Annotated in this window: 21 protein-coding genes; 10 read left to right on the top strand and 11 right to left on the bottom strand. The window is 29.6% G+C overall.

Features of this window, described 5'->3' with window-relative positions:
- Positions 1 to 13: 13 nt before the first annotated feature.
- Positions 14 to 1,075: a glycosyltransferase family 9 protein gene (locus AAEO58_RS08525; protein ID WP_341683029.1), complete on the top strand. Its 1,062-nt coding sequence runs from the start codon at positions 14 to 16 to the stop codon at positions 1,073 to 1,075.
- On the opposite strand, the gene AAEO58_RS08520 is transcribed toward AAEO58_RS08525, so the two are convergent.
- Genes AAEO58_RS08520 through AAEO58_RS08510 form a run of 3 tightly spaced genes read right to left on the bottom strand, consistent with a single transcriptional unit; the run spans position 1,065 to position 3,536 of the window.
- Positions 1,065 to 1,886 (bottom strand): glycosyltransferase family 2 protein, encoded by an 822-nt coding sequence (locus tag AAEO58_RS08520; RefSeq protein WP_341683028.1) that lies wholly within the window; start codon positions 1,884 to 1,886, stop codon positions 1,065 to 1,067. The genes AAEO58_RS08525 and AAEO58_RS08520 overlap by 11 nt on opposite strands.
- A 24-nt stretch (positions 1,887 to 1,910) precedes the next feature.
- A complete protein-coding gene (locus AAEO58_RS08515; protein WP_341683027.1) occupies positions 1,911 to 2,627 on the bottom strand; it encodes a lipopolysaccharide kinase InaA family protein in 717 nt (238 codons plus the stop codon).
- 54 nt (positions 2,628 to 2,681) lie between these two features.
- Entirely contained in the window at positions 2,682 to 3,536 is an 855-nt protein-coding gene (locus AAEO58_RS08510; protein WP_341683026.1) for a glycosyltransferase family 17 protein, read from the bottom strand.
- Positions 3,537 to 3,592: 56 nt separating this feature from the next.
- Between AAEO58_RS08510 and AAEO58_RS08505 the strand changes: the two genes are divergently transcribed.
- From AAEO58_RS08505 to AAEO58_RS08495, 3 genes are all read left to right on the top strand, one after another.
- Complete coding sequence (locus tag AAEO58_RS08505) at positions 3,593 to 4,390, top strand: glycosyltransferase family 2 protein (RefSeq protein ID WP_341683086.1); 798 nt, start codon at positions 3,593 to 3,595, stop codon at positions 4,388 to 4,390.
- A complete protein-coding gene (locus AAEO58_RS08500) occupies positions 4,391 to 5,314 on the top strand; it encodes a glycosyltransferase family 2 protein (RefSeq protein WP_341683025.1) in 924 nt (307 codons plus the stop codon). It begins immediately after the preceding gene.
- Between the two features lie 200 nt (positions 5,315 to 5,514).
- On the top strand, positions 5,515 to 6,588 hold the full coding sequence (locus AAEO58_RS08495; protein WP_341683024.1) for a glycosyltransferase: 1,074 nt from the start codon (positions 5,515 to 5,517) through the stop codon (positions 6,586 to 6,588).
- On the opposite strand, the gene AAEO58_RS08490 is transcribed toward AAEO58_RS08495, so the two are convergent.
- The gene (locus AAEO58_RS08490; RefSeq protein WP_341683023.1) at positions 6,581 to 7,714 is read right to left on the bottom strand and encodes a glycosyltransferase; all 1,134 of its coding nucleotides are present in this window, start codon (positions 7,712 to 7,714) and stop codon (positions 6,581 to 6,583) included. The two genes, AAEO58_RS08495 and AAEO58_RS08490, sit on opposite strands and share 8 nt — an antisense overlap.
- 156 nt (positions 7,715 to 7,870) lie before the next feature.
- Between AAEO58_RS08490 and AAEO58_RS08485 the strand changes: the two genes are divergently transcribed.
- From AAEO58_RS08485 to AAEO58_RS08460, 6 genes are all read left to right on the top strand, one after another.
- Complete coding sequence (locus AAEO58_RS08485) at positions 7,871 to 8,890, top strand: polysaccharide pyruvyl transferase family protein (RefSeq protein ID WP_341683022.1); 1,020 nt, start codon at positions 7,871 to 7,873, stop codon at positions 8,888 to 8,890.
- A 10-nt stretch (positions 8,891 to 8,900) separates the two neighbouring features.
- Positions 8,901 to 9,467 carry an L-threonylcarbamoyladenylate synthase gene (locus tag AAEO58_RS08480; RefSeq protein WP_133609957.1) on the top strand — a complete coding sequence of 189 codons (567 nt, stop codon included), beginning with the start codon at positions 8,901 to 8,903 and terminating at the stop codon, positions 9,465 to 9,467.
- A gap of 35 nt (positions 9,468 to 9,502) precedes the next feature.
- A complete protein-coding gene (locus tag AAEO58_RS08475) occupies positions 9,503 to 9,886 on the top strand; it encodes a GxxExxY protein (protein WP_341683021.1) in 384 nt (127 codons plus the stop codon).
- A 25-nt stretch (positions 9,887 to 9,911) separates the two neighbouring features.
- A complete protein-coding gene (locus AAEO58_RS08470; RefSeq protein WP_341683020.1) occupies positions 9,912 to 11,327 on the top strand; it encodes a CCA tRNA nucleotidyltransferase in 1,416 nt (471 codons plus the stop codon).
- A 73-nt stretch (positions 11,328 to 11,400) separates the two neighbouring features.
- Positions 11,401 to 12,420: a COX15/CtaA family protein gene (locus AAEO58_RS08465; RefSeq protein WP_341683019.1), complete on the top strand. Its 1,020-nt coding sequence runs from the start codon at positions 11,401 to 11,403 to the stop codon at positions 12,418 to 12,420.
- 43 nt (positions 12,421 to 12,463) lie between these two features.
- Complete coding sequence (locus tag AAEO58_RS08460; RefSeq protein WP_341683018.1) at positions 12,464 to 13,234, top strand: CDP-alcohol phosphatidyltransferase family protein; 771 nt, start codon at positions 12,464 to 12,466, stop codon at positions 13,232 to 13,234.
- A gap of 60 nt (positions 13,235 to 13,294) precedes the next feature.
- Here the strand turns inward: AAEO58_RS08460 and AAEO58_RS08455 are convergent, their stop codons facing one another.
- The 7 genes from AAEO58_RS08455 to AAEO58_RS08425 form a co-directional block, all read right to left on the bottom strand.
- Complete coding sequence (locus AAEO58_RS08455) at positions 13,295 to 13,888, bottom strand: thioredoxin family protein (protein WP_341683017.1); 594 nt, start codon at positions 13,886 to 13,888, stop codon at positions 13,295 to 13,297.
- Positions 13,889 to 13,893: 5 nt separating this feature from the next.
- Positions 13,894 to 14,382, bottom strand: coding sequence for a TlpA family protein disulfide reductase (locus tag AAEO58_RS08450; RefSeq protein ID WP_341683016.1), 489 nt, complete (start codon positions 14,380 to 14,382; stop codon positions 13,894 to 13,896).
- A gap of 62 nt (positions 14,383 to 14,444) precedes the next feature.
- Complete coding sequence (locus tag AAEO58_RS08445; protein ID WP_341683015.1) at positions 14,445 to 15,197, bottom strand: LytR/AlgR family response regulator transcription factor; 753 nt, start codon at positions 15,195 to 15,197, stop codon at positions 14,445 to 14,447.
- A 51-nt stretch (positions 15,198 to 15,248) separates the two neighbouring features.
- Positions 15,249 to 15,557, bottom strand: coding sequence for a 2TM domain-containing protein (locus tag AAEO58_RS08440; RefSeq protein ID WP_288984510.1), 309 nt, complete (start codon positions 15,555 to 15,557; stop codon positions 15,249 to 15,251).
- A 28-nt stretch (positions 15,558 to 15,585) separates the two neighbouring features.
- Positions 15,586 to 15,885 (bottom strand): 2TM domain-containing protein, encoded by a 300-nt coding sequence (locus AAEO58_RS08435; protein ID WP_341683014.1) that lies wholly within the window; start codon positions 15,883 to 15,885, stop codon positions 15,586 to 15,588.
- Positions 15,886 to 15,887: 2 nt separating this feature from the next.
- Entirely contained in the window at positions 15,888 to 17,231 is a 1,344-nt protein-coding gene (locus AAEO58_RS08430) for a 2TM domain-containing protein (protein ID WP_341683013.1), read from the bottom strand.
- An 8-nt stretch (positions 17,232 to 17,239) separates the two neighbouring features.
- The gene (locus AAEO58_RS08425; protein WP_341683012.1) at positions 17,240 to 17,860 is read right to left on the bottom strand and encodes a hypothetical protein; all 621 of its coding nucleotides are present in this window, start codon (positions 17,858 to 17,860) and stop codon (positions 17,240 to 17,242) included.
- Positions 17,861 to 17,967 lie beyond the last annotated feature (107 nt).

Raw genomic sequence — 17,967 nt, 5'->3', positions numbered from 1 at the left:
TAATTTATCAAAAATGAAAATTTTAGTCATACAGCAAAAGCGAATTGGAGACGTACTTACCTCAACTATTCTATCCAATAATTTAAAGCAAAAATATCCGGATGCGCAAATAGATTACATGTGCTACGCCAATTGTGTTGATGTACTAAAAAACAATCCAAATATTAACAATATTATTGTTTTGGAAGAAAAAGTGCGAAAAAACTATCTTTCCCTTTTTCAATTTATTTTCAAAATTAGAAGTACCAAATATGATGCGGTGATTGATGCTTACAGTAAGTTGGAAACCAATTTAATCACACTGTTTTCTGGTGCAAACTACAAGATTTCATACAAGAAAGGTTATTCTAATATTTTTTACAATTACAATATTGAACGACTAAAAAACGGAACTAAATCGGATATTGGATTGGCAATTATCAATCGTTTACGTTTACTAAAACCACTTATTGAGGAAGAAATTACCGATTATAAACCAAAAGTTTTTTTAACGGATTTGGAAATTAATCAAGCAAAGGAAATACTATCAAAATTCCCATTAAAAATAGACAAACCTACTTTTATGATTGGGATTTTAGGTAGCGAATGGTACAAAACTTATCCGTTTGAAAAAATGGCGGAATTGTTAGATTTTACCGTGCAAACCACTGATGCGAATTTACTTTTCAATTATATTCCAAAACAAAAAGAAGACGCTCAAAAAATCTTTGATTTGTGTCAACCCGAAACACAACAACGTATTTATTTTGATTTGTATGCCAATGATTTGCGTTCGTTTTTAGGTTTATTGTCGCAATGTGATGCTTTAATTGGCAACGAAGGCGGAAGTGTAAATATGGCAAAAGCATTGTTTATTCCTACGTTTTCGCTGTTTTCACCAAGTGTAGATAAAGAAACATGGCAAATTTTTGAAGATGAGAAAAACATCTCAATCCATTTAAAAGATTTGAAACCAGAAATTTATACCGAAGTTGACGAAAAACACATAAAAGAAAATACATTCAAATATTTTGAAGAATATCCGATTGCCTTAATTAAAGAGAAATTGAAAGATTTTTTTGAGATTATTGGTTAAGGTATTTCGACAAACCATTTTCAATAAAAGTCACATTGTGTTTTTTATTGAAATTACGAATGGCATTGTTTTTCTCCCAAGTTTCTGGCGTTGCGTAACCTCTTTTGTGGTCTAAATGCAAACAAACAGCACTGTAACGAATTTGCTTTGATAAAATTCCGAAGTTGAACAAACGTTCGCCAACTTCTCTATCCAAACCACCGTATTGCATTTCTTCGTTAAAACCATTTACGGCAACTAAATCTTTCATAAAGCAAGACGTGTTGTGACCGTTAAAAGTTCGTTTTGTAGGTGTTAACCAATTCATGAAAGCCGCAAAAATTGAAATCTTGGTCAGTTTTGATAATTTAAAAGTCTTAGAAACTCCATTTTTTATCAACCAAGAAATAGAAAAACAATCTTGCTTTTGGATATTTTCTAATGAAATTTCCTGAGAAGTTTCCATTGGTAATTTAAAATAGCCTCCTGAAAGAAAATAGCCTTCTTCTTGGTGCTTTAAATGTTGGGCAACAAAATCTTTTCGAGGAATACAATCGCCATCGGTAAAAAGTAAATAATCGGAATTGGTTTTTAAGATAGCTTTATTTAAGATTTTACATTTCTGAAAACCATTATCTTCTTGCCAAACATGAACAATTGGAAACTTAAATTGGTTTTGAAAAGATTCGATTATTGCTTTTGTTTTTTCGGTAGAACCATCATCGGCAATAACAACCTCAAAGTTTGGCTCAGTTTGGACGCTGTATCCAACAAGCACTTTTTGAAGCCATTCTTCCGAATTGTAAGTGGTGATAATTACCGATAATTTCATGCAAAGAATTAAAAGTGAAAAATACTACTTTTTCCAGAACTTTAATTTCTTTTTGATTCTTTTTTTTCGGTGAAAGCGATATTGAAAATCGGCCGTTAAACCCCACATGGTTTCAAAAATAGTAGTTTCGTCACCGTTTGAAAGTTTTGCGTATTCATTACTCATCACTGCAATCATGTCTTTCTTGTGTGTGATTTTCGATAAATTCTTCATTCGGGTTTTGAAATCGATAGTTTCATGAAATTTCATTCGGTTCAAATCCACTAGAAAAAAGGAATAACTTCCTTCGTTATTTTTACGAATTAAGGTATTTCCTGGTGAATGATCTAAGAATTCAATGCCTTTTTCGTGCATTTCAAAGGTAAATTGGGTAAACTTTCGGATGATAAAATCTCTATTTTCAAAAGTTTCATTTTGAACAATTTCTCTAAATTCGAAAACATTTTCTAAATGTTGGCAAGCGTAATAACTTTCGTTTAATCCAATGAAATCATAATTTTCAAAAAAAGCTACTGGTTGTGGCGTACCAATTTGCATTTCCATCAATTTAGAAGCAAACTCGAAGGAACGACGCGCTTTTGATTTTCTAAAATAGCGATAAGCAATTTTGTTGATTAAATTGGGTTTTTTGAATGATTTTACATTTAACGTAAAATCTTTTAAATCAAACAATTTAATAGCATTTCTTTGACCTTCAACAAGAACTTTACCTTTAGAATTAAAATTGAAAATTGCATCCAATATTAATTTTTTAAGAGATTGAGACTTGCTATTAATTATGAAGTTATTCATATTTTATTTTGTAAAAAAATAATCTTTAAAATTTGATTTTTCTGAATTTTGTTGAAGATATTGAGGTAAAGTTTCAAAAGTTTTAAGCATTTTAAATTGTAAATCTCTTCCAAATAAATCTTTACCTGTAGTTATAAACTTTTCAATTTGCTCTTGACTTTTAAAATTTTCGTTGTTGTACTCTGTATGTGAAAAAGCTTCTAATTTTTCTATAATCTTTTTAACTCCACCAAGATAGGTAAAATGCCAACCCGCATTTGGTATAATTTTGAACACTTCTCCTCTTCGTTTCGTTCTCATTATAATTTTACGAAGACGATTTGGCTTTTGTTTTAACAATTTATAAGGCAAAACAGCTGTACAATGCCAAATTCCGTCTTTTGCTTCTTCAATAGACATTGAACTTCCTCCGTCATAAATCAATTGATTATTTAAAAAATACATGTACATGTTCATTTTTAATCCGTAAATTTCATTAATTCCTTTATCTAATAAATTTTGTAGCACTTTAGGATTTGGAATTTCATCAACATCTGAAATCAAAATGATATCTTCTGGCTTACAATTTACCAAACCTTTTACAATAGAATTTCTTTGAAAAAATTCTAACTTCCAAGGAGTAAACGGATTAAATATTGGTATAAAAAGCGGATATTTGTCTAATTTCAAATGAATAATTTTTGGCAAAAATTGCAAAAAACGTTCTTTGTTTTCTTCAAAATAATAAGGTTTATGATTATTTTGAAATGTTTTGTTAGCTTCAATTATAACAAACTTATCTACAACATTATTTAATTCGTTTAATCTAATTTCTAATAAATCTAACTCATTGAAGAAAATAAAACAATCATATACCATAATCTTTTTTTTACAAATATAAATATTTATATTAATTTGCACTATATTTATAAATGATGAACCAAAAACCGACTTCTAGTTTAGTTACTCCAACCTACAATTGGCCAAAAGCACTTGAGCTTTTACTTATAAGTGTAAAAAATCAGACCGTATTACCCAATGAAGTAATAATTGCGGATGATGGTTCGAAGCCTGAAACAACTGAATTAATCAAAAAATTTGAAAAAGATTTTCCAGTTCCTTTAATTCATGTTTGGCATGAAGATAATGGCAATCAAAAACCAAAAATAATGAACATGGCAATTGCTAAAGCCAAATATGATTATATTATAGAAATTGATGGCGATATTATTATGCATCCTAAATTTATTGAAGATCATTTGAATTATGCTGAAAAAGGAATTTATTTATTTGGTTCGAGAGTAAATATTCAAAAAGAAAAATTAGAAGAAATTTTCAAGCAAAAGATAACATTTTTTCATTTTTTTTCAAACGGAATTAAAAAACGTGGAAGAACATTACGAATTCCCTTTTTTATGAATTTTGCTAAACTTCACAACAAACGTTCATCAAAATTAAGAGGTTGCAATATGTCTTTTTGGAGAAAAGATTTCATTAAAGTAAATGGTTTTAATGAAGGTTTAGTGGGTTGGGGAGTTGACGATTCTGAATTAATTCAACGCTTACACAATATAGGAATTCAAGGAAAACGCCTAAAAAACGTTGGAATTGTATACCATATTTATCACAAAGAGCAAGACAAAAGCCACATTCATTTAAACAATGCTATTGAAGATGAAGTTAGGGAAAAGAAAATCACTTTTGTTGAAAAAGGTATAAACCAATATTTATAAATGAATACAATAGCTGTTATTTTAATTAACTACAACTCTGCAAAATATACGATAGATTGCATTAAAAGTATTTGGGATAAAACTTCTTCAAATCTTGATTATGAAATTATTGTGGTTGATAATAATTCGGAAATTAACGATTTCAATTTGATAAATTCATTTGTAAATCAAGAAAATAAAAGCAACTTAAAACTAATCAAAAGTAATATTAATACTGGTTTTGGTGGTGGAAATATGATTGGTGCTCAAGCTGCAAATTCAAAGTATTTAGCTTTTGTAAACAATGATTCTATTTTTATGAATGATTGTTTATCACTTTTACTTAATGCCATGGAAACCAATGAGAATTATGGTGTTTGTGGTCCAAAAGCTTACAAAGAAGATGGTTCAATTTTACCAACATTAGATCATTACACATCTCTTTCAAAAGAATTTTTAGGTAGATCGTTATTAGAAAAAATAAATCCTAAAAAATATCCAAATCGTAAAAAAAATTATTCCAATCATCAAAAAGGACAATTTGTTTCTGGAAGTTTTATGATGGTTAAATCAGCTGATTTTTGGAAAGTAGCCGGTTTTGATACTAATATATTTTTATATCACGAAGAAACAGATTTATGCAAAAGAATAAACAAGTTAAATAAAAATTCGTTCCTAATTCCAGAAGCAGAATTTATACATTATCATGGAGCAAGTACTCCAAAGTCTATTGCAATAAAAACCGAATTAAAAATTTCGCAACTATATGTAATTAGAAAACACTATGGCTATTCTAAATTTAAAGTTTTGCTAACATATTTTCAAATTAAGTATTTTATTTCATCTATTTTCAAACCAAAATATTGGTCATTATTTTTTGTATTATTAAAAGGAGCACATTTATCAGATTCATTAAAGCAAAAACAATTTTCTAAAACTATTTAGAATACATAAAAAATTATTGATCTTCACAGTAGTAAAAAAATAGAAAATATTTACACCAAAAACTTTAAAAATAATCGCAATATTATTGTAAGTATTGACGACTATATTGTAAATTAGTAATTCAACAAATTTTTGCAAAAATTCTTCTACCATTATTAAATTAGGAGTAGATAATAAGGTAAAAGTGATTCGCAAATAAAATGAAAAAAAGTATAGTTTTTGTTAGTAAAAGTCTTCCTACATTCGATAAAGATTCTGGAGCAAATCGATTAAAAGAGATTATTGAAGAGTTTCTTAATGCTAATTTTGAATGCTATTTTCTTACTAATGAAAATGATTCAAGTAGTAAATATTGGAATTATTTCTCAGAAATAGGAGTTACAATTGTAAATATTTCTGAGGTTGAAAAAATTCAATCTTTAGAAAATGTAAACTATGTTTGGTTTAATGGTCCGAATTCATTTAAAAAAAACCTGAATTTTGTTTCTCAGCATTTACCTAAATCAAAAATCATCTATGATATGGTAGATGTTCATTTTTTACGTTACAAAAGATCACTATTATTAAATCCTTTTAAAATTTCGGATTATAAAAGGTATTTCAAATACAAAAAAATTGAAACTAAATTAATCAAGAAAGCCTCAATTGTTGTTGCAATTTCTGAGAAAGAAAAAGAGTTAATTAGTAAATATGTATCACCAGAAAAAGTAATTACTATTTCAAATATTCATTATCCAAAAGTTAGCAAAGCTGAAATCACAACTTTTAACCAAAGACAAAATATTTTATTTATTGGTTCAAAACATACCCCAAATATTGATGCTATTTACTTTCTTTACAATGAAGTTATGCCTAAAGTTTGGAAAACTAATAAGGACATAAAAGTGCAAATTATTGGAGATGTTGCTGAAGAAATCAAAGGAATTTCGCATCCTATGTTTGAATTTATAGGATATGTTCCAAATGTAGCATCTTACTTTTTAAATAGTAAACTAATGGTGGCTCCATTACGATATGGTGCTGGTGTTAAAGGTAAAATTGGTCAAGCATTTGAATATTATTTACCCGTTATCACAACAGACATTGGCGCAGAAGGAATGAATTTAACAAATAATCATCATGCTATGATAACAAATGATTCTAGTGAATTTGCTGCTAAAATTATTGAACTTTATCAAAATGAAGAACTTTGGCAAAAATTAAGCAATGCCAGTGAGGATAGTTTAAAACCATTTTCAAAAGAACATTTGCGAAATGTAATTCAATCTATTTAAAAACCTTATCTAACGCTAAATAAACCGATTCTACTGATAAATAATTGACAAAGAAATTTTCAGACAACGTTTGTTGTTGCTGGTAAAAGCTTTTATCCGTTAGCAGTTGTTCAATATATTTTGAAAAAGTTGTAGCGTCTTCGGTTACTAAACAACCATTGTTAGTTTTATTTATTAATCCATCAATTCCTCTTGGATTACAAACAACAGGCAAACCAAAAGAAAGCGCTTCAACAACCTTTATTTTAAGTCCGGTACCAGATAACATTGGACAAATTGCAACTCTTGATTCGGTGTAAACTTGATTTAAATCTTCAACAAAATGTATTTTAGTAACATTTGGAAGTTCCGGGATATATTCGTTAATCTTTCCAACAACGCAAATTGATAGATTAGCGTTTAATTTAGGATAAACTTCTTCAAAAAACCATTTTGCTGACTTTACATTGTGCTCATTGCTGCTAGCTACATAAACCAAATCATACTTTTTAGAAGTATTCGATTGAAATTTAGCTTCCAATGCATGTGGAATAGTAACTACATCACTCGTAACAAATTGTGAAAAAACATAATTTTCATCTGAAGAAATAACCCAAACCTTTTGAAATAAACTTAAAATTTCAATTTCTTTATCGAAATATTTCCCTAAATTAAATCGCTTTTGATTTTGAAATTGAGAAGTCAAAAAATCATGGGTATCAATTATTAACTTAGCATTTTTTAAATACTTGTTTTCTCTTATTAATTCTGCCCAATAAGCATAAGAAATAATAATATAATCATACTGATTATCTTTCAAAATTTTAGAGAACTGATTTTTATGCCCAAATCTTGTCCTATCAAAATCTCTAATTCTTCCCTTTAATTTATTCGGAATTGCATAAGTGAACAAATACGACAAAGTCTTAGAAATACGTTTATCTCTTTTCAAAAGAAAACCATTTTCTATAAAATTAGCATTTTTAATTACTTCCAAATCAACTTCAGAAAATGATTTTGAAGCAATCCCTATATAATCAATTTTATGATTTCTATTTTTAAAATACTGAAGCAAGGCAAATGCTCTGGCATTATTTCCTTGATTAGAAGTTGTTGGATTTTCGGGATAGAAATAAAGTATTTTCATAAAAAAATTTTCGTAAAAGTATAATATTCAATTTGAAAACTAAAAAGACTTTTTTATTAAATCAAAATAAATTTTTACAAAAAATCAGAATAAATAAAAACTTATAAAAAACACCTTATTTTTTTGTTATTTTGTAAATATAAAACCAAAAACAATATGAAAGAAGCTTTATTAAAATATGATTTCACAGACAATGGATTAAATATTGGTGACTATATCCAAAGTTTAGCCGCTAAACAATTTTTAAACAATCAAGATCCTATTTTAATTAATAGAGAAGCTTTAAACGAGTATGATGGTGAACAAGTAAAATTAATTATGAATGGTTGGTTTTTAATGAACGGAGAAAATTTTCCTCCATCAGAAAAAATAACACCTTTATTGGTTTCGCATCACATCAATACTTCTGTTCATTCACATTTTAGAAAAGAAGAAGTTGTCAGTTTTTATAAAAAAAACGAACCTGTTGGTTGCAGAGATTACTTTACACTTGAATTTTTAGAAAGTTTAGGAGTAAAATGTTACTACACAGGTTGTCTTACTTTAACACTATCTGAAAAATACAGTTCAAAAGAAAAAAACGATAACATTTACTTTGTTGACCCAAGATATAAAAAAGCAAGAGGTTTACTTGACCAATTAAATCGTATGTATTTATTGGTAACAAAATTTAATACTATTAGCGAGATTCGTGCAAGATATATAAGATCAAACAATAAAAAAAGTTGGAGAAAAACTTTAGATTTTTACCGTTCATTCTCACAAATATTTGATGATGAAGTTTTAAAAAAAGCAATCTATGTAAAACACTACATACCTGCTAATAAATTTAATAATGATGCAGAAATATTTGCTTATGGTGAAGAATTATTAAGAAAATATGCATCGGCAAAATATGTAGTTACATCCAGAATTCATTGTGCCTTGCCAAGTTTATCTTTAGGAACTCCTACGTTGTATATTGACATTCCAAACGACCACAACGTAAGTTCTTGTAGATTAAATGGAATTAAAGAATTTTTCCACATTATTCATACAAACGGAACTAAATTGTCTTGTGATTTATTAAAAAATGACGAAAAATTTAATTTAAAATCATCTTTCACAAACAAAGAAGATTTCATCACAGTAAAAGAAAAAATCAAAAAAACAGTAATCGATTTTATAAAAAATTAAAGATTTACTAATGAATATATCAGAAGAAGTACACAACGCATTCGAAGTAATAAAAAACGGAGGCATTATTTTATATCCAACGGATACCGTTTGGGGAATTGGTTGCGATGCTACAAATGAAGACGCCGTAAAAAAAATCTATGCTTTAAAACAACGCGAAGAAACTAAAAGCATGATTGTTCTACTAAATGGAGAACGCATGATGTACAACGTTTTCAAAGAAATTCCAGAAGTAGCTTGGCAAATTTTAGATTTATCCGAAAAACCAACGACTTTAATTTTAGACAATCCTAGAAATGTTGCTAAAAACATTATAGCTGAAGACAATACATTAGGTGTTCGAATGGTAACCGAACCTTTCTGCTTCAAACTAATGGAACGAATGAAAAAACCATTGGTTTCTACCTCTGCAAATATATCGGGTATGTTTACTCCAAAAACTTTTAAAGAAATTAGTCCCGAAATTATAAAAGGTGTGGACTATGTAGTAAATTTGCACCACGATAAAGTTTGCAAAAATCCTTCTACGATTATTAAATTAGGTTTAGATAGTCAGGTAAAAGTGATTCGCAAGTAAAAAAGCACCGCAGATTCGCAGATTAAAATAATACTATGGATGATTTTTTATATAAAGACAAAACCTACCAAATTATTGGAGTTCTATTTGAAGTTCATAAAAATTTAGGAAAAGGATTTTCTGAAATTGTATATAAAGACGCCATTGAATTTGAGTTTCAGCAAGGAAACATTCCATACGAAAGAGAAAAAGAATACGTAGTAAACTATAAAAATACTGTATTGAAACATAAATTTTATGCTGATTTTGTAGTTTTTAACGAAATAATATTAGAAATAAAAACTGTCGATTGTTTTAACAATGCTCATTACAATCAATGTTTAAATTATTTGAAAGTTTCAGGAAATGAATTAGCACTTTTAGTTAATTTTAATTCTGTATCACTTGAACACAAAAGAGTTGTACTTTCAAAAAAATAAAAATCTGCGAATCTGCGGTATAATCATGAATTACAAACAACATTTAGAACATAACATCTTCAAAATCATTTCGCAAGCAGCTCAAGAACTTAACTTGGAATGCTATGTGATTGGTGGTTTTGTTCGTGATATATTACTCAACAGAGACCATAAAAAAGACATCGATATCGTTGCCGTTGGTAGCGGAATTGAATTAGCATTAAAGGTTTCTCAGCTAATTTCATTTCATCCAAAAGTGCAAGTTTTTAAAAACTACGGAACAGCTATGTTACGTTATGATGATATTGACGTGGAATTTGTAGGAGCTCGTAAAGAATCGTACACACATGATAGCCGAAATCCTTTAGTGGAAAATGGAACTTTAAAAGACGACCAAGAACGAAGAGATTTTACGATAAATGCATTAGCTTTTTCATTGAATTCTGAAAACTTTGGTGATTTAGTAGATCCGTTTAATGGTGTGGAAGATTTGAAAAACAAAATCATCAAAACACCTTTAAATCCAGACATTACCTATTCCGACGATCCGTTGCGAATGATGCGTGCGATTCGTTTTGCAACACAATTGAATTTTGAAATTGAATCTGAATCTTTGGAAGCAATTTCTAAAAACAAAGATAGAATCAATATTATTTCAGGCGAACGAATTGTTGATGAATTGCATAAAATTCTTGCCTCTGAAAAACCTTCGATTGGATTTTTACACTTGTATCAAACCGGTTTGTTAGATATTATTTTACCTGAATTAACGGCTTTGAATAATGTAGAAGAAGTAGAAGGTCACACACACAAAAACAATTTTTACCACACGCTAGAGGTTGTCGATAATATTTGCCCGAATACTGATGATGTTTGGTTACGCTGGTCGGCATTGTTACACGATATTGGTAAAGCTCCAACAAAAAGATTCAACAAAAAACAAGGTTGGACGTTTCACGGACATGAATTTTTAGGCGGAAAAATGGTCAAAAAAATATTTGAACGTTTGCACATGCCTTTGAATCACAAGATGAAATTCGTGCAAAAAATGGTGATGATGAGTTCGCGCCCAATCGTAATTGCGGAAGATATTGTTACTGATAGTGCTGTTCGACGTTTGGTTTTTGATGCAGGTGAAGATATTGATAGTTTAATGACTTTATGTAAGGCGGATATCACCACAAAAAATCCAAAGAAATTTCAGAAATACCATAAGAACTTCGACATTGTTAAAGAAAAAATTGTAGAAGTAGAGGAAAAAGACCGCGTTCGTGTGTTTCAACCACCTATTTCGGGCGAAGAAATCATGGAACTATTTGGTTTAAAACCTTGTAGAGAAATTGGAATTCTAAAAGAAGCGGTTAAAGAAGCTATTTTAGAAGGCGAAATCCCAAATGAATATGAACCTGCAAAGGAATTTGTTTTAAACAAAGCTTCAAAATTGGGATTAAAAAAAGTATAAAATTTATAATTTGTTAAAGCTCTTTTCAGATGATCATTGAGTAAATTTGAAGTGCTTTTTGAATATCAAAAAAATGAAAACAAATAAATCGGTTATTTACTGGCTACTTTCGGGATGTGTTTTGTTATTTATTATGGTTACTGTTGGTGGAATTACGCGTCTAACCAACTCAGGTTTATCCATGACCGATTGGCATTTAATCAACGACACCTTCCCTCCTATGTCGGAAGAAAAATGGGTGGAAGCCTTTGAAGAATACAAGAAATTTCCAGAATACCAGAAAGTAAATCAATACAAAGATTTTCAATTAGACGACTACAAATTCATCTTCTTTTGGGAATGGTTCCACCGTTTTATTGGTCGTATTATTGGAGTGGTTTTCATTATTCCGTTCGTTTATTTCCTAATCAAAAAACAATTAGATAAGGAAACCATCAAAAAATGTTTTATTCTTTTGGGAATGGGCGCATTTCAAGGATTCTTGGGTTGGTTCATGGTAGCTAGCGGTTTAAAAGACATGCCGGATGTAAGTCACTTCAGATTAGCGATTCACTTAACATTTGCTTTTATTACGTTTGCTTACACGCTTTGGGTGGCTTTAGATTTAATTTATCCAGAAAGAAAACTACCAGTTTTAGAATTACGAAAAATTGCTCGTATTGCTTTGGTAATTCTAATCATTCAAATTATTTACGGAGGTTTTGTTGCAGGTTTAAATGCAGGATTAATTCACAATCATTGGCCTTTAATGAGCGATGGACAATTTTTCCATGAAAGTATTCAATTAGAACAATCGAATTTACTGTTAGCATTTACTGAAGGAAAAAGTGGCGTGCAATTCATTCACCGAACTTTTGCTTATGTTGTAGTTTTTTCAATCATTTATTTATTCATAAAAAGTAGAAAATTTGTATTAAATAAAACCCAAGATAACGGAATTAAAACGTTGTTAGTTTTTGTGTTTATACAATTCATTTTAGGAATTTTCACATTGTTATTCCATGTGCCACTTTGGTTAGGATTAGCACATCAAATTATGGCTTTCTTTTTATTAACCGCCATGACTTTTACATTGCATAGATTCACAAAATAAGGTTACCGACTATATTGTCACAGTTCTTTGTTATTAACTTTAAATGTCAAAATTAAATACTTCGGATAAATTTTTAGATTTATCTGACTACGGAAGATCTTTCGGAAGATTTTTCGCTCTTCAATTAAAAGAAACACGATTTACACCTATTCATGTAACACTTTTATTTGGAATTTCTGGCTTACTTGCAATTTATTGTATTTTAAACCAACACTATTTAGCTGCTGCTTTTTTCATCATCTTAAAATCGGGAATTGATGCCGCTGATGGAGAACTAGCCCGATTAAAAAAAACACCTTCTTACGTGGGAAGATATTTAGATAGTGTATTTGATATTATCTTAAATTTTCTTTTTTTGATGTCAATTTGTTATGTTTCTAAAACTTCTATTTGGGTCGCATTATTGGCTTTTATTGGTATTCAATTGCAAGGAACACTTTACAATTATTACTATGTAATTTTGAGAAATAAATCAGTTGGAGGCGATGCAACGAGTAAAATTTTCGAATACAAAACCCCAAAAGCTTTACCTGGTGAAACACAACAAGCAGTTAATATTTTATTTGGAATCTACACCTTAGTTTACAGCATATTCGATAAAATTATTCACTTCTTAGATACTGATGCTTATAAAGTAAAAACATTTCCTAATTGGTTCATGACTTCTCTTTCGCTTTACGGATTGGGTTTTCAATTATTAATAATTGCGTTCATGTTACCTTTAGGATGGATTGAATTCATCGCTCCATTCTTTATCATTTACTCTTTGTTGATTTTTGTTCTAATTGGAATTCGAAAAACTTGGATACGTTAATTCTAAAAACAAAAAGAGTGAAACATTACATTTCACTCTTTCTAATAATATAACTAAAATTTATTTTTTCACTTTAATAGAACAACCAATTGCTTTTGTAGTATTTGGTGATGGCTCCTCGCCTTTTTCTAAAGAAGCGATTGCATTTTCTAAATATTTTTCTTTTACCTGAGAGGCATCTTCCACGTTATCATCAATTGCACCAATATATTTCACAACTAAATTCTTATCTAATAAAAATACGTGAGGTGTTTTCGTAGCGCCATATTGCGGATAAATTTTCTGACCTTCATCAAACAAATATGGGAATGTAAATTTCTTTTCTTTCGCTCTCTTTTGCATTAATTCAAAACTATCGTCAGGTTGCGCTGCTGGATCATTTGGATTAATCGCTAACAAAATATAACCTTTCGATTTGTATTTCTTAGCTAAATCGATAATTCTATCTTCATATTTTACAGCAAACGGACAATGATTACAGGTAAACACTACGATAAATCCTTTTGCGTCTTTGTAATCCGCCATGCTGTACATTTTATTGTCGACCGATTTTAATTTGAAATCGGTAGCCTTATCTCCTACTTTGTATCCTGTAGGATTGGTAAAACTCATTAAAACGCCCATTAGTAAGGCAAAAAATCCAATTCTTTTCATAGCAATTAATTTATTTTAGTTAGTGATTCATTTACAAACTGATTTAATTCTTCAAACGAGACAAATTCTTGTTCTACAAAAATACCTTTATTTCCATTTATAACCCAAGTAGCTGGAATAGAACCAGACCAATTTTCATCGACTTTTGAAATCCAATTGTTGAATTTTTTATCCGCCATGTATGTCGTCACGAACGAATAATTCTTCTTTTTCAAAAATGGTTTCAATTTACTTTCTACTTGTTTATCGAAATCTAAACTTACGGTTACAACTTTTATATTTGGATTTTCTTGATGTAATTTTTGAAAATATGGTAATTCTTTCACACATGGCGCACACCAAGTGGCCCAAAAGTTAACTACCAAAGGTTTATCCGAATTATTTTGAATATAAGCATTCAATTCGTCAAAGTTTTGAAACGTAATCAAGTCTTGAGCTTTCACAGAAAAACTCAAAAAGAAAACCGAAAACGCTATTAAACGAAAATATCTCATCTGCTTTTTTATCAAAAATAGTGAGATATTCATTTTGTTTGTTGTTAATTAACAATTCTTTATCAACCAATCCACTCCTTAAAATCACTTACGCGTTCTCTAGCTACAATTACCTCATCGTCTTTGTAAGTTGGTAAAATGATTTTTAATCTTGAATTAGAATAGACTTGAATTTCTTTAACGGCCTTCAACGGAACAATGAATTTTCGGCTTACGCGATAAAAGTCTTTTGGATTGATTTCTGCTTCTACAACTTCTAAAGTGGAATCAATTAAATAATCACGATTGTCTAAAGTGTGAATATAAGTTCCTTTGTTTTCGCTGTAAAAACATTCGACTTCGTCAATTGAAATCACTTTTAATTGTTGTCCAATTTTTACTGAAAATCGCTTTTTATATTCTTTTTCCACTGGATTGACTAACATGCGCTTAATCGCTTCAAAATCTAATGAAATATTTTGCTTTTGGTTTCTCGCTTTGAATTTATTCACAGCTACTTCCAAATCTTCTTCATCTATTGGTTTTAGTAAATAATCTATACTATTTAACTTAAAAGCACGCAATGCATATTCGTCATAAGCAGTTGTAAAAATTACGGCGCTTTTAATATCTATTTGCTCAAATATCTCAAACGACAAACCATCAGACAATTGAATGTCCAAAAAAATCAAATCAGGATGCGGATTGTTTTGAAACCAAGTAATGGATTCTTCAACCGAATGCAACATGGTATTCACTTGCAATCCTAATTTTTCTACTTTGCGTTGCAACAATCGTGCTGCTGGTTTTTCGTCTTCGATTATTAATATATTCATTGTTTTAAAACTTCAAAATTCAACATTGGTTGTTCCATATTCAGCGTTTGATTATTCCCACTTATTCGCCTTCTCTTTCTCCATGAATTCCTTAATCTTACGCTCTTCCCAGTTTTGTCCCATAATCCAATTAGGTACAAAAACCGAAAAACCATGTGCTACTAAACCAATTCCCCAGAAAAATGCCGTCATAAAATTTTTAAACTGAAAATAAGTTTCGCCTGGATCTAAGTTTTTAACATTAAGAAAAACGATCATAATGTTAACAAAAACATACACTATTGCGTGTGTATAAAAGCCTTTAATTTTTTTAACTCGTTTTAAAGCTTCTTGGTATTTTATTTCGTCTTGTGTGTTCATGATTTCTATTTTTTTATTGGAAATAAAATTATTCCCATTTTGTATTTTTTTCTTTTTCCATTATTTCTTTAATCTTTTTGTCATCCCAATCTTTTCCGAAAAACGGAATGATATTAAAAACGCCAACAGCATGAAAAAACAATCCAATTCCCCAGCCCAACATGGGCCAATAAAACCAAATGTGTTCTGGTGAAAAACGAAGATTGATGAAGGCTAAAAATGAAATTACGAGAATGTAACTTGCTAAATGACTGTAAAATCCTTTGATTTCTTTTACGCGTTTTTTTGCGTTTTCGTATTTTTTGATGTCGAATTGATTTGTTTCCATGATTACTTCCAGTTTTTAGAATTGTTATCTTCTTTGTTCATTAATTCATTGATTTTGCGCTCTTCCCATGATTTTCCATAACCAAAAGTTTCTAAAGCGTGGAATGTTAATCCCATTCCCCAACCTAACATTGGGAACCAAAACCATTGAAAATTATTTGAAGATTGTAAATTAATAATTATCAAAACCGGAATTACGATGCAATACGAAATTAAATTGCCATAAAATCCTTTTAATTGTTCTACTTTATCTTTTGCTCGTTGATAAGCTAAGTTTTCGTTGTATATATTTTGTGTTTCCATGATGGTAATTTGTTTGGTTAAAATAGGTAGAAAAATCTTAAATTCTTGCTCATTTTCTTCTACCAAAACTGTTCTTTTAGTTAATATAGCGTATCGGTTAACGATATTTTGTAATCCAACGCCTTTACGATCTGATAATACTTCTTTCTTTTGCAAATTATTCGTTACGACCAACTGATTATTTTCGATAGTAATTTTTACGTGAAGCGGTTTTGCTTCGCTAACAACATTGTGTTTGATGCAATTCTCTAATAATAATTGTAATGATAAAGGAACTACTTTAGCTTCCTCATTATCAAAACCTTCTGGAATTTCAAATGTGATGCTGTTTTCAAATCGCATTTTTAGTAAATTCATATAGGTTTTTGCAAACTTTAATTCTTCTGCTACCGAAACCAATTCTTTATCTTTTTGCTCCAAAACATAGCGATATACTTTTGAAAGCGAAGTCGTGAACTTTTGAGCACTTTCTGGATTTTCTTCAATTAACGAACTCAATACATTCAAACTATTAAACAAAAAATGAGGATCGATTTGGTTTTTTAAACTTTCAAACTGTGCCGAAGCGGTTCCTGCAATAATTTTTTGTTCTTTGACTTTGTTTTCTTGATAAGCTTTGTAAAAATAAATCGCATGAATGGCTAAGGTTACAACAAACGTAATTACGACTGAAACAATGTAATTAGAAGGCTTTTCATTCGCTAAAAATTGTTGAATTGTTTTCCCTTCAATTAATACATCTTCTACAATTCGAAGTAAAAAAATTACAATTACTGATACAATAAACGAAAGAGCAAATCCTAAAACAATTCTATTTCTAGAAAATCTGTCGGTTTGATAAACATCATCTAGTTTTACAAAAATGATGGCATTGGCATAATAAAGTGAGTATCCGTAAAGCGTTGTATAGAAAAATTGCCAAGCTAATCCTTCATTAAATCCAACCGAACCTCCAGATAGTAATCTTATGATAATTAAAACCACAAATACAATTAGTATTATAAAGGTAGCTCTTGGAAACTGTTTTATTAATTTATCAATCATAATTGATTTTATTTACATTTTTTTAATTCTGCCTGTGCTCTATCTAATCCCCAACTTGGATGAAAAGCTGTTTCAGGTTTAAAAGTAGCAAAAAGTTCGATAGATTTTTCAATTTGAGCACACATTGGTTTTGTATCTTGACCAAAATATTGTGCCATTCCAATTTCAAACGAAGCTTTTTGAAACACAACTCTCGGATTTTCAGGAGCAATTTTGTAAGCTTTATTTAAAATGTACATTACATCTCCCGATAATTTTTGTCCGTTTGTCATTGGATCATAAACAATCCAAGCGGTGTGAATCATAGCTTGCATTACTAAAACTTCAGGATTATCTTGTGCTATCTCATTACAAACATCTTGTGCTTTTTGAGCTACTCTTAATAAAGATTCCATTTTAGTTTTGTCTTTCTCACCAAAAGCTTGGGTTGTATTGATAAAAGCAATGTAATAATTAGGTAACCAATTTGTTTTTTCAACCGAAGCAATTCGCTCTAATTGCGCAACTGCTTCTGCTGATTGTCCTTCTTTCCAAGTTTGTAACGCCTTGCCCATTCCTTGTTCAAATTGTCCTTGAGCACTTACTAATGAAGCTACAAATAATGCGATGATAGTGATAATTTTTGTCATGATTTCTATTGTTTAATTGTTGAACTATTTAATTGTTTTATTTTGATGATTCAAATTTCCGTCAGATTTTATTCTTTTAAAACTTATACATACCGAACTGTTGATTT

This window comes from Flavobacterium helocola, assembly GCF_038289885.1.
In the GTDB taxonomy this organism is placed as follows: domain Bacteria; phylum Bacteroidota; class Bacteroidia; order Flavobacteriales; family Flavobacteriaceae; genus Flavobacterium; species Flavobacterium cheniae.
This window is presented reverse-complemented; position numbering and strand designations above follow the sequence as displayed.

Coding starts and splice junctions, on each gene's coding strand:
- AAEO58_RS08490 (WP_341683023.1), bottom strand. CDS start 7,714: ATGAAAATACTTTATTTCTATCCCGAAAATCCAACAACTTCTAATCAA.
- AAEO58_RS08505 (WP_341683086.1), top strand. CDS start 3,593: ATGAACCAAAAACCGACTTCTAGTTTAGTTACTCCAACCTACAATTGG.
- AAEO58_RS08425 (WP_341683012.1), bottom strand. CDS start 17,860: ATGACAAAAATTATCACTATCATCGCATTATTTGTAGCTTCATTAGTA.
- AAEO58_RS08475 (WP_341683021.1), top strand. CDS start 9,503: ATGGATGATTTTTTATATAAAGACAAAACCTACCAAATTATTGGAGTT.
- AAEO58_RS08455 (WP_341683017.1), bottom strand. CDS start 13,888: ATGAAAAGAATTGGATTTTTTGCCTTACTAATGGGCGTTTTAATGAGT.
- AAEO58_RS08465 (WP_341683019.1), top strand. CDS start 11,401: ATGAAAACAAATAAATCGGTTATTTACTGGCTACTTTCGGGATGTGTT.
- AAEO58_RS08500 (WP_341683025.1), top strand. CDS start 4,391: ATGAATACAATAGCTGTTATTTTAATTAACTACAACTCTGCAAAATAT.
- AAEO58_RS08460 (WP_341683018.1), top strand. CDS start 12,464: ATGTCAAAATTAAATACTTCGGATAAATTTTTAGATTTATCTGACTAC.
- AAEO58_RS08525 (WP_341683029.1), top strand. CDS start 14: ATGAAAATTTTAGTCATACAGCAAAAGCGAATTGGAGACGTACTTACC.
- AAEO58_RS08470 (WP_341683020.1), top strand. CDS start 9,912: ATGAATTACAAACAACATTTAGAACATAACATCTTCAAAATCATTTCG.
- AAEO58_RS08450 (WP_341683016.1), bottom strand. CDS start 14,382: ATGAGATATTTTCGTTTAATAGCGTTTTCGGTTTTCTTTTTGAGTTTT.
- AAEO58_RS08430 (WP_341683013.1), bottom strand. CDS start 17,231: ATGATTGATAAATTAATAAAACAGTTTCCAAGAGCTACCTTTATAATA.
- AAEO58_RS08485 (WP_341683022.1), top strand. CDS start 7,871: ATGAAAGAAGCTTTATTAAAATATGATTTCACAGACAATGGATTAAAT.
- AAEO58_RS08520 (WP_341683028.1), bottom strand. CDS start 1,886: ATGAAATTATCGGTAATTATCACCACTTACAATTCGGAAGAATGGCTT.
- AAEO58_RS08510 (WP_341683026.1), bottom strand. CDS start 3,536: ATGGTATATGATTGTTTTATTTTCTTCAATGAGTTAGATTTATTAGAA.
- AAEO58_RS08440 (WP_288984510.1), bottom strand. CDS start 15,557: ATGAACACACAAGACGAAATAAAATACCAAGAAGCTTTAAAACGAGTT.
- AAEO58_RS08435 (WP_341683014.1), bottom strand. CDS start 15,885: ATGGAAACAAATCAATTCGACATCAAAAAATACGAAAACGCAAAAAAA.
- AAEO58_RS08445 (WP_341683015.1), bottom strand. CDS start 15,197: ATGAATATATTAATAATCGAAGACGAAAAACCAGCAGCACGATTGTTG.
- AAEO58_RS08495 (WP_341683024.1), top strand. CDS start 5,515: ATGAAAAAAAGTATAGTTTTTGTTAGTAAAAGTCTTCCTACATTCGAT.
- AAEO58_RS08480 (WP_133609957.1), top strand. CDS start 8,901: ATGAATATATCAGAAGAAGTACACAACGCATTCGAAGTAATAAAAAAC.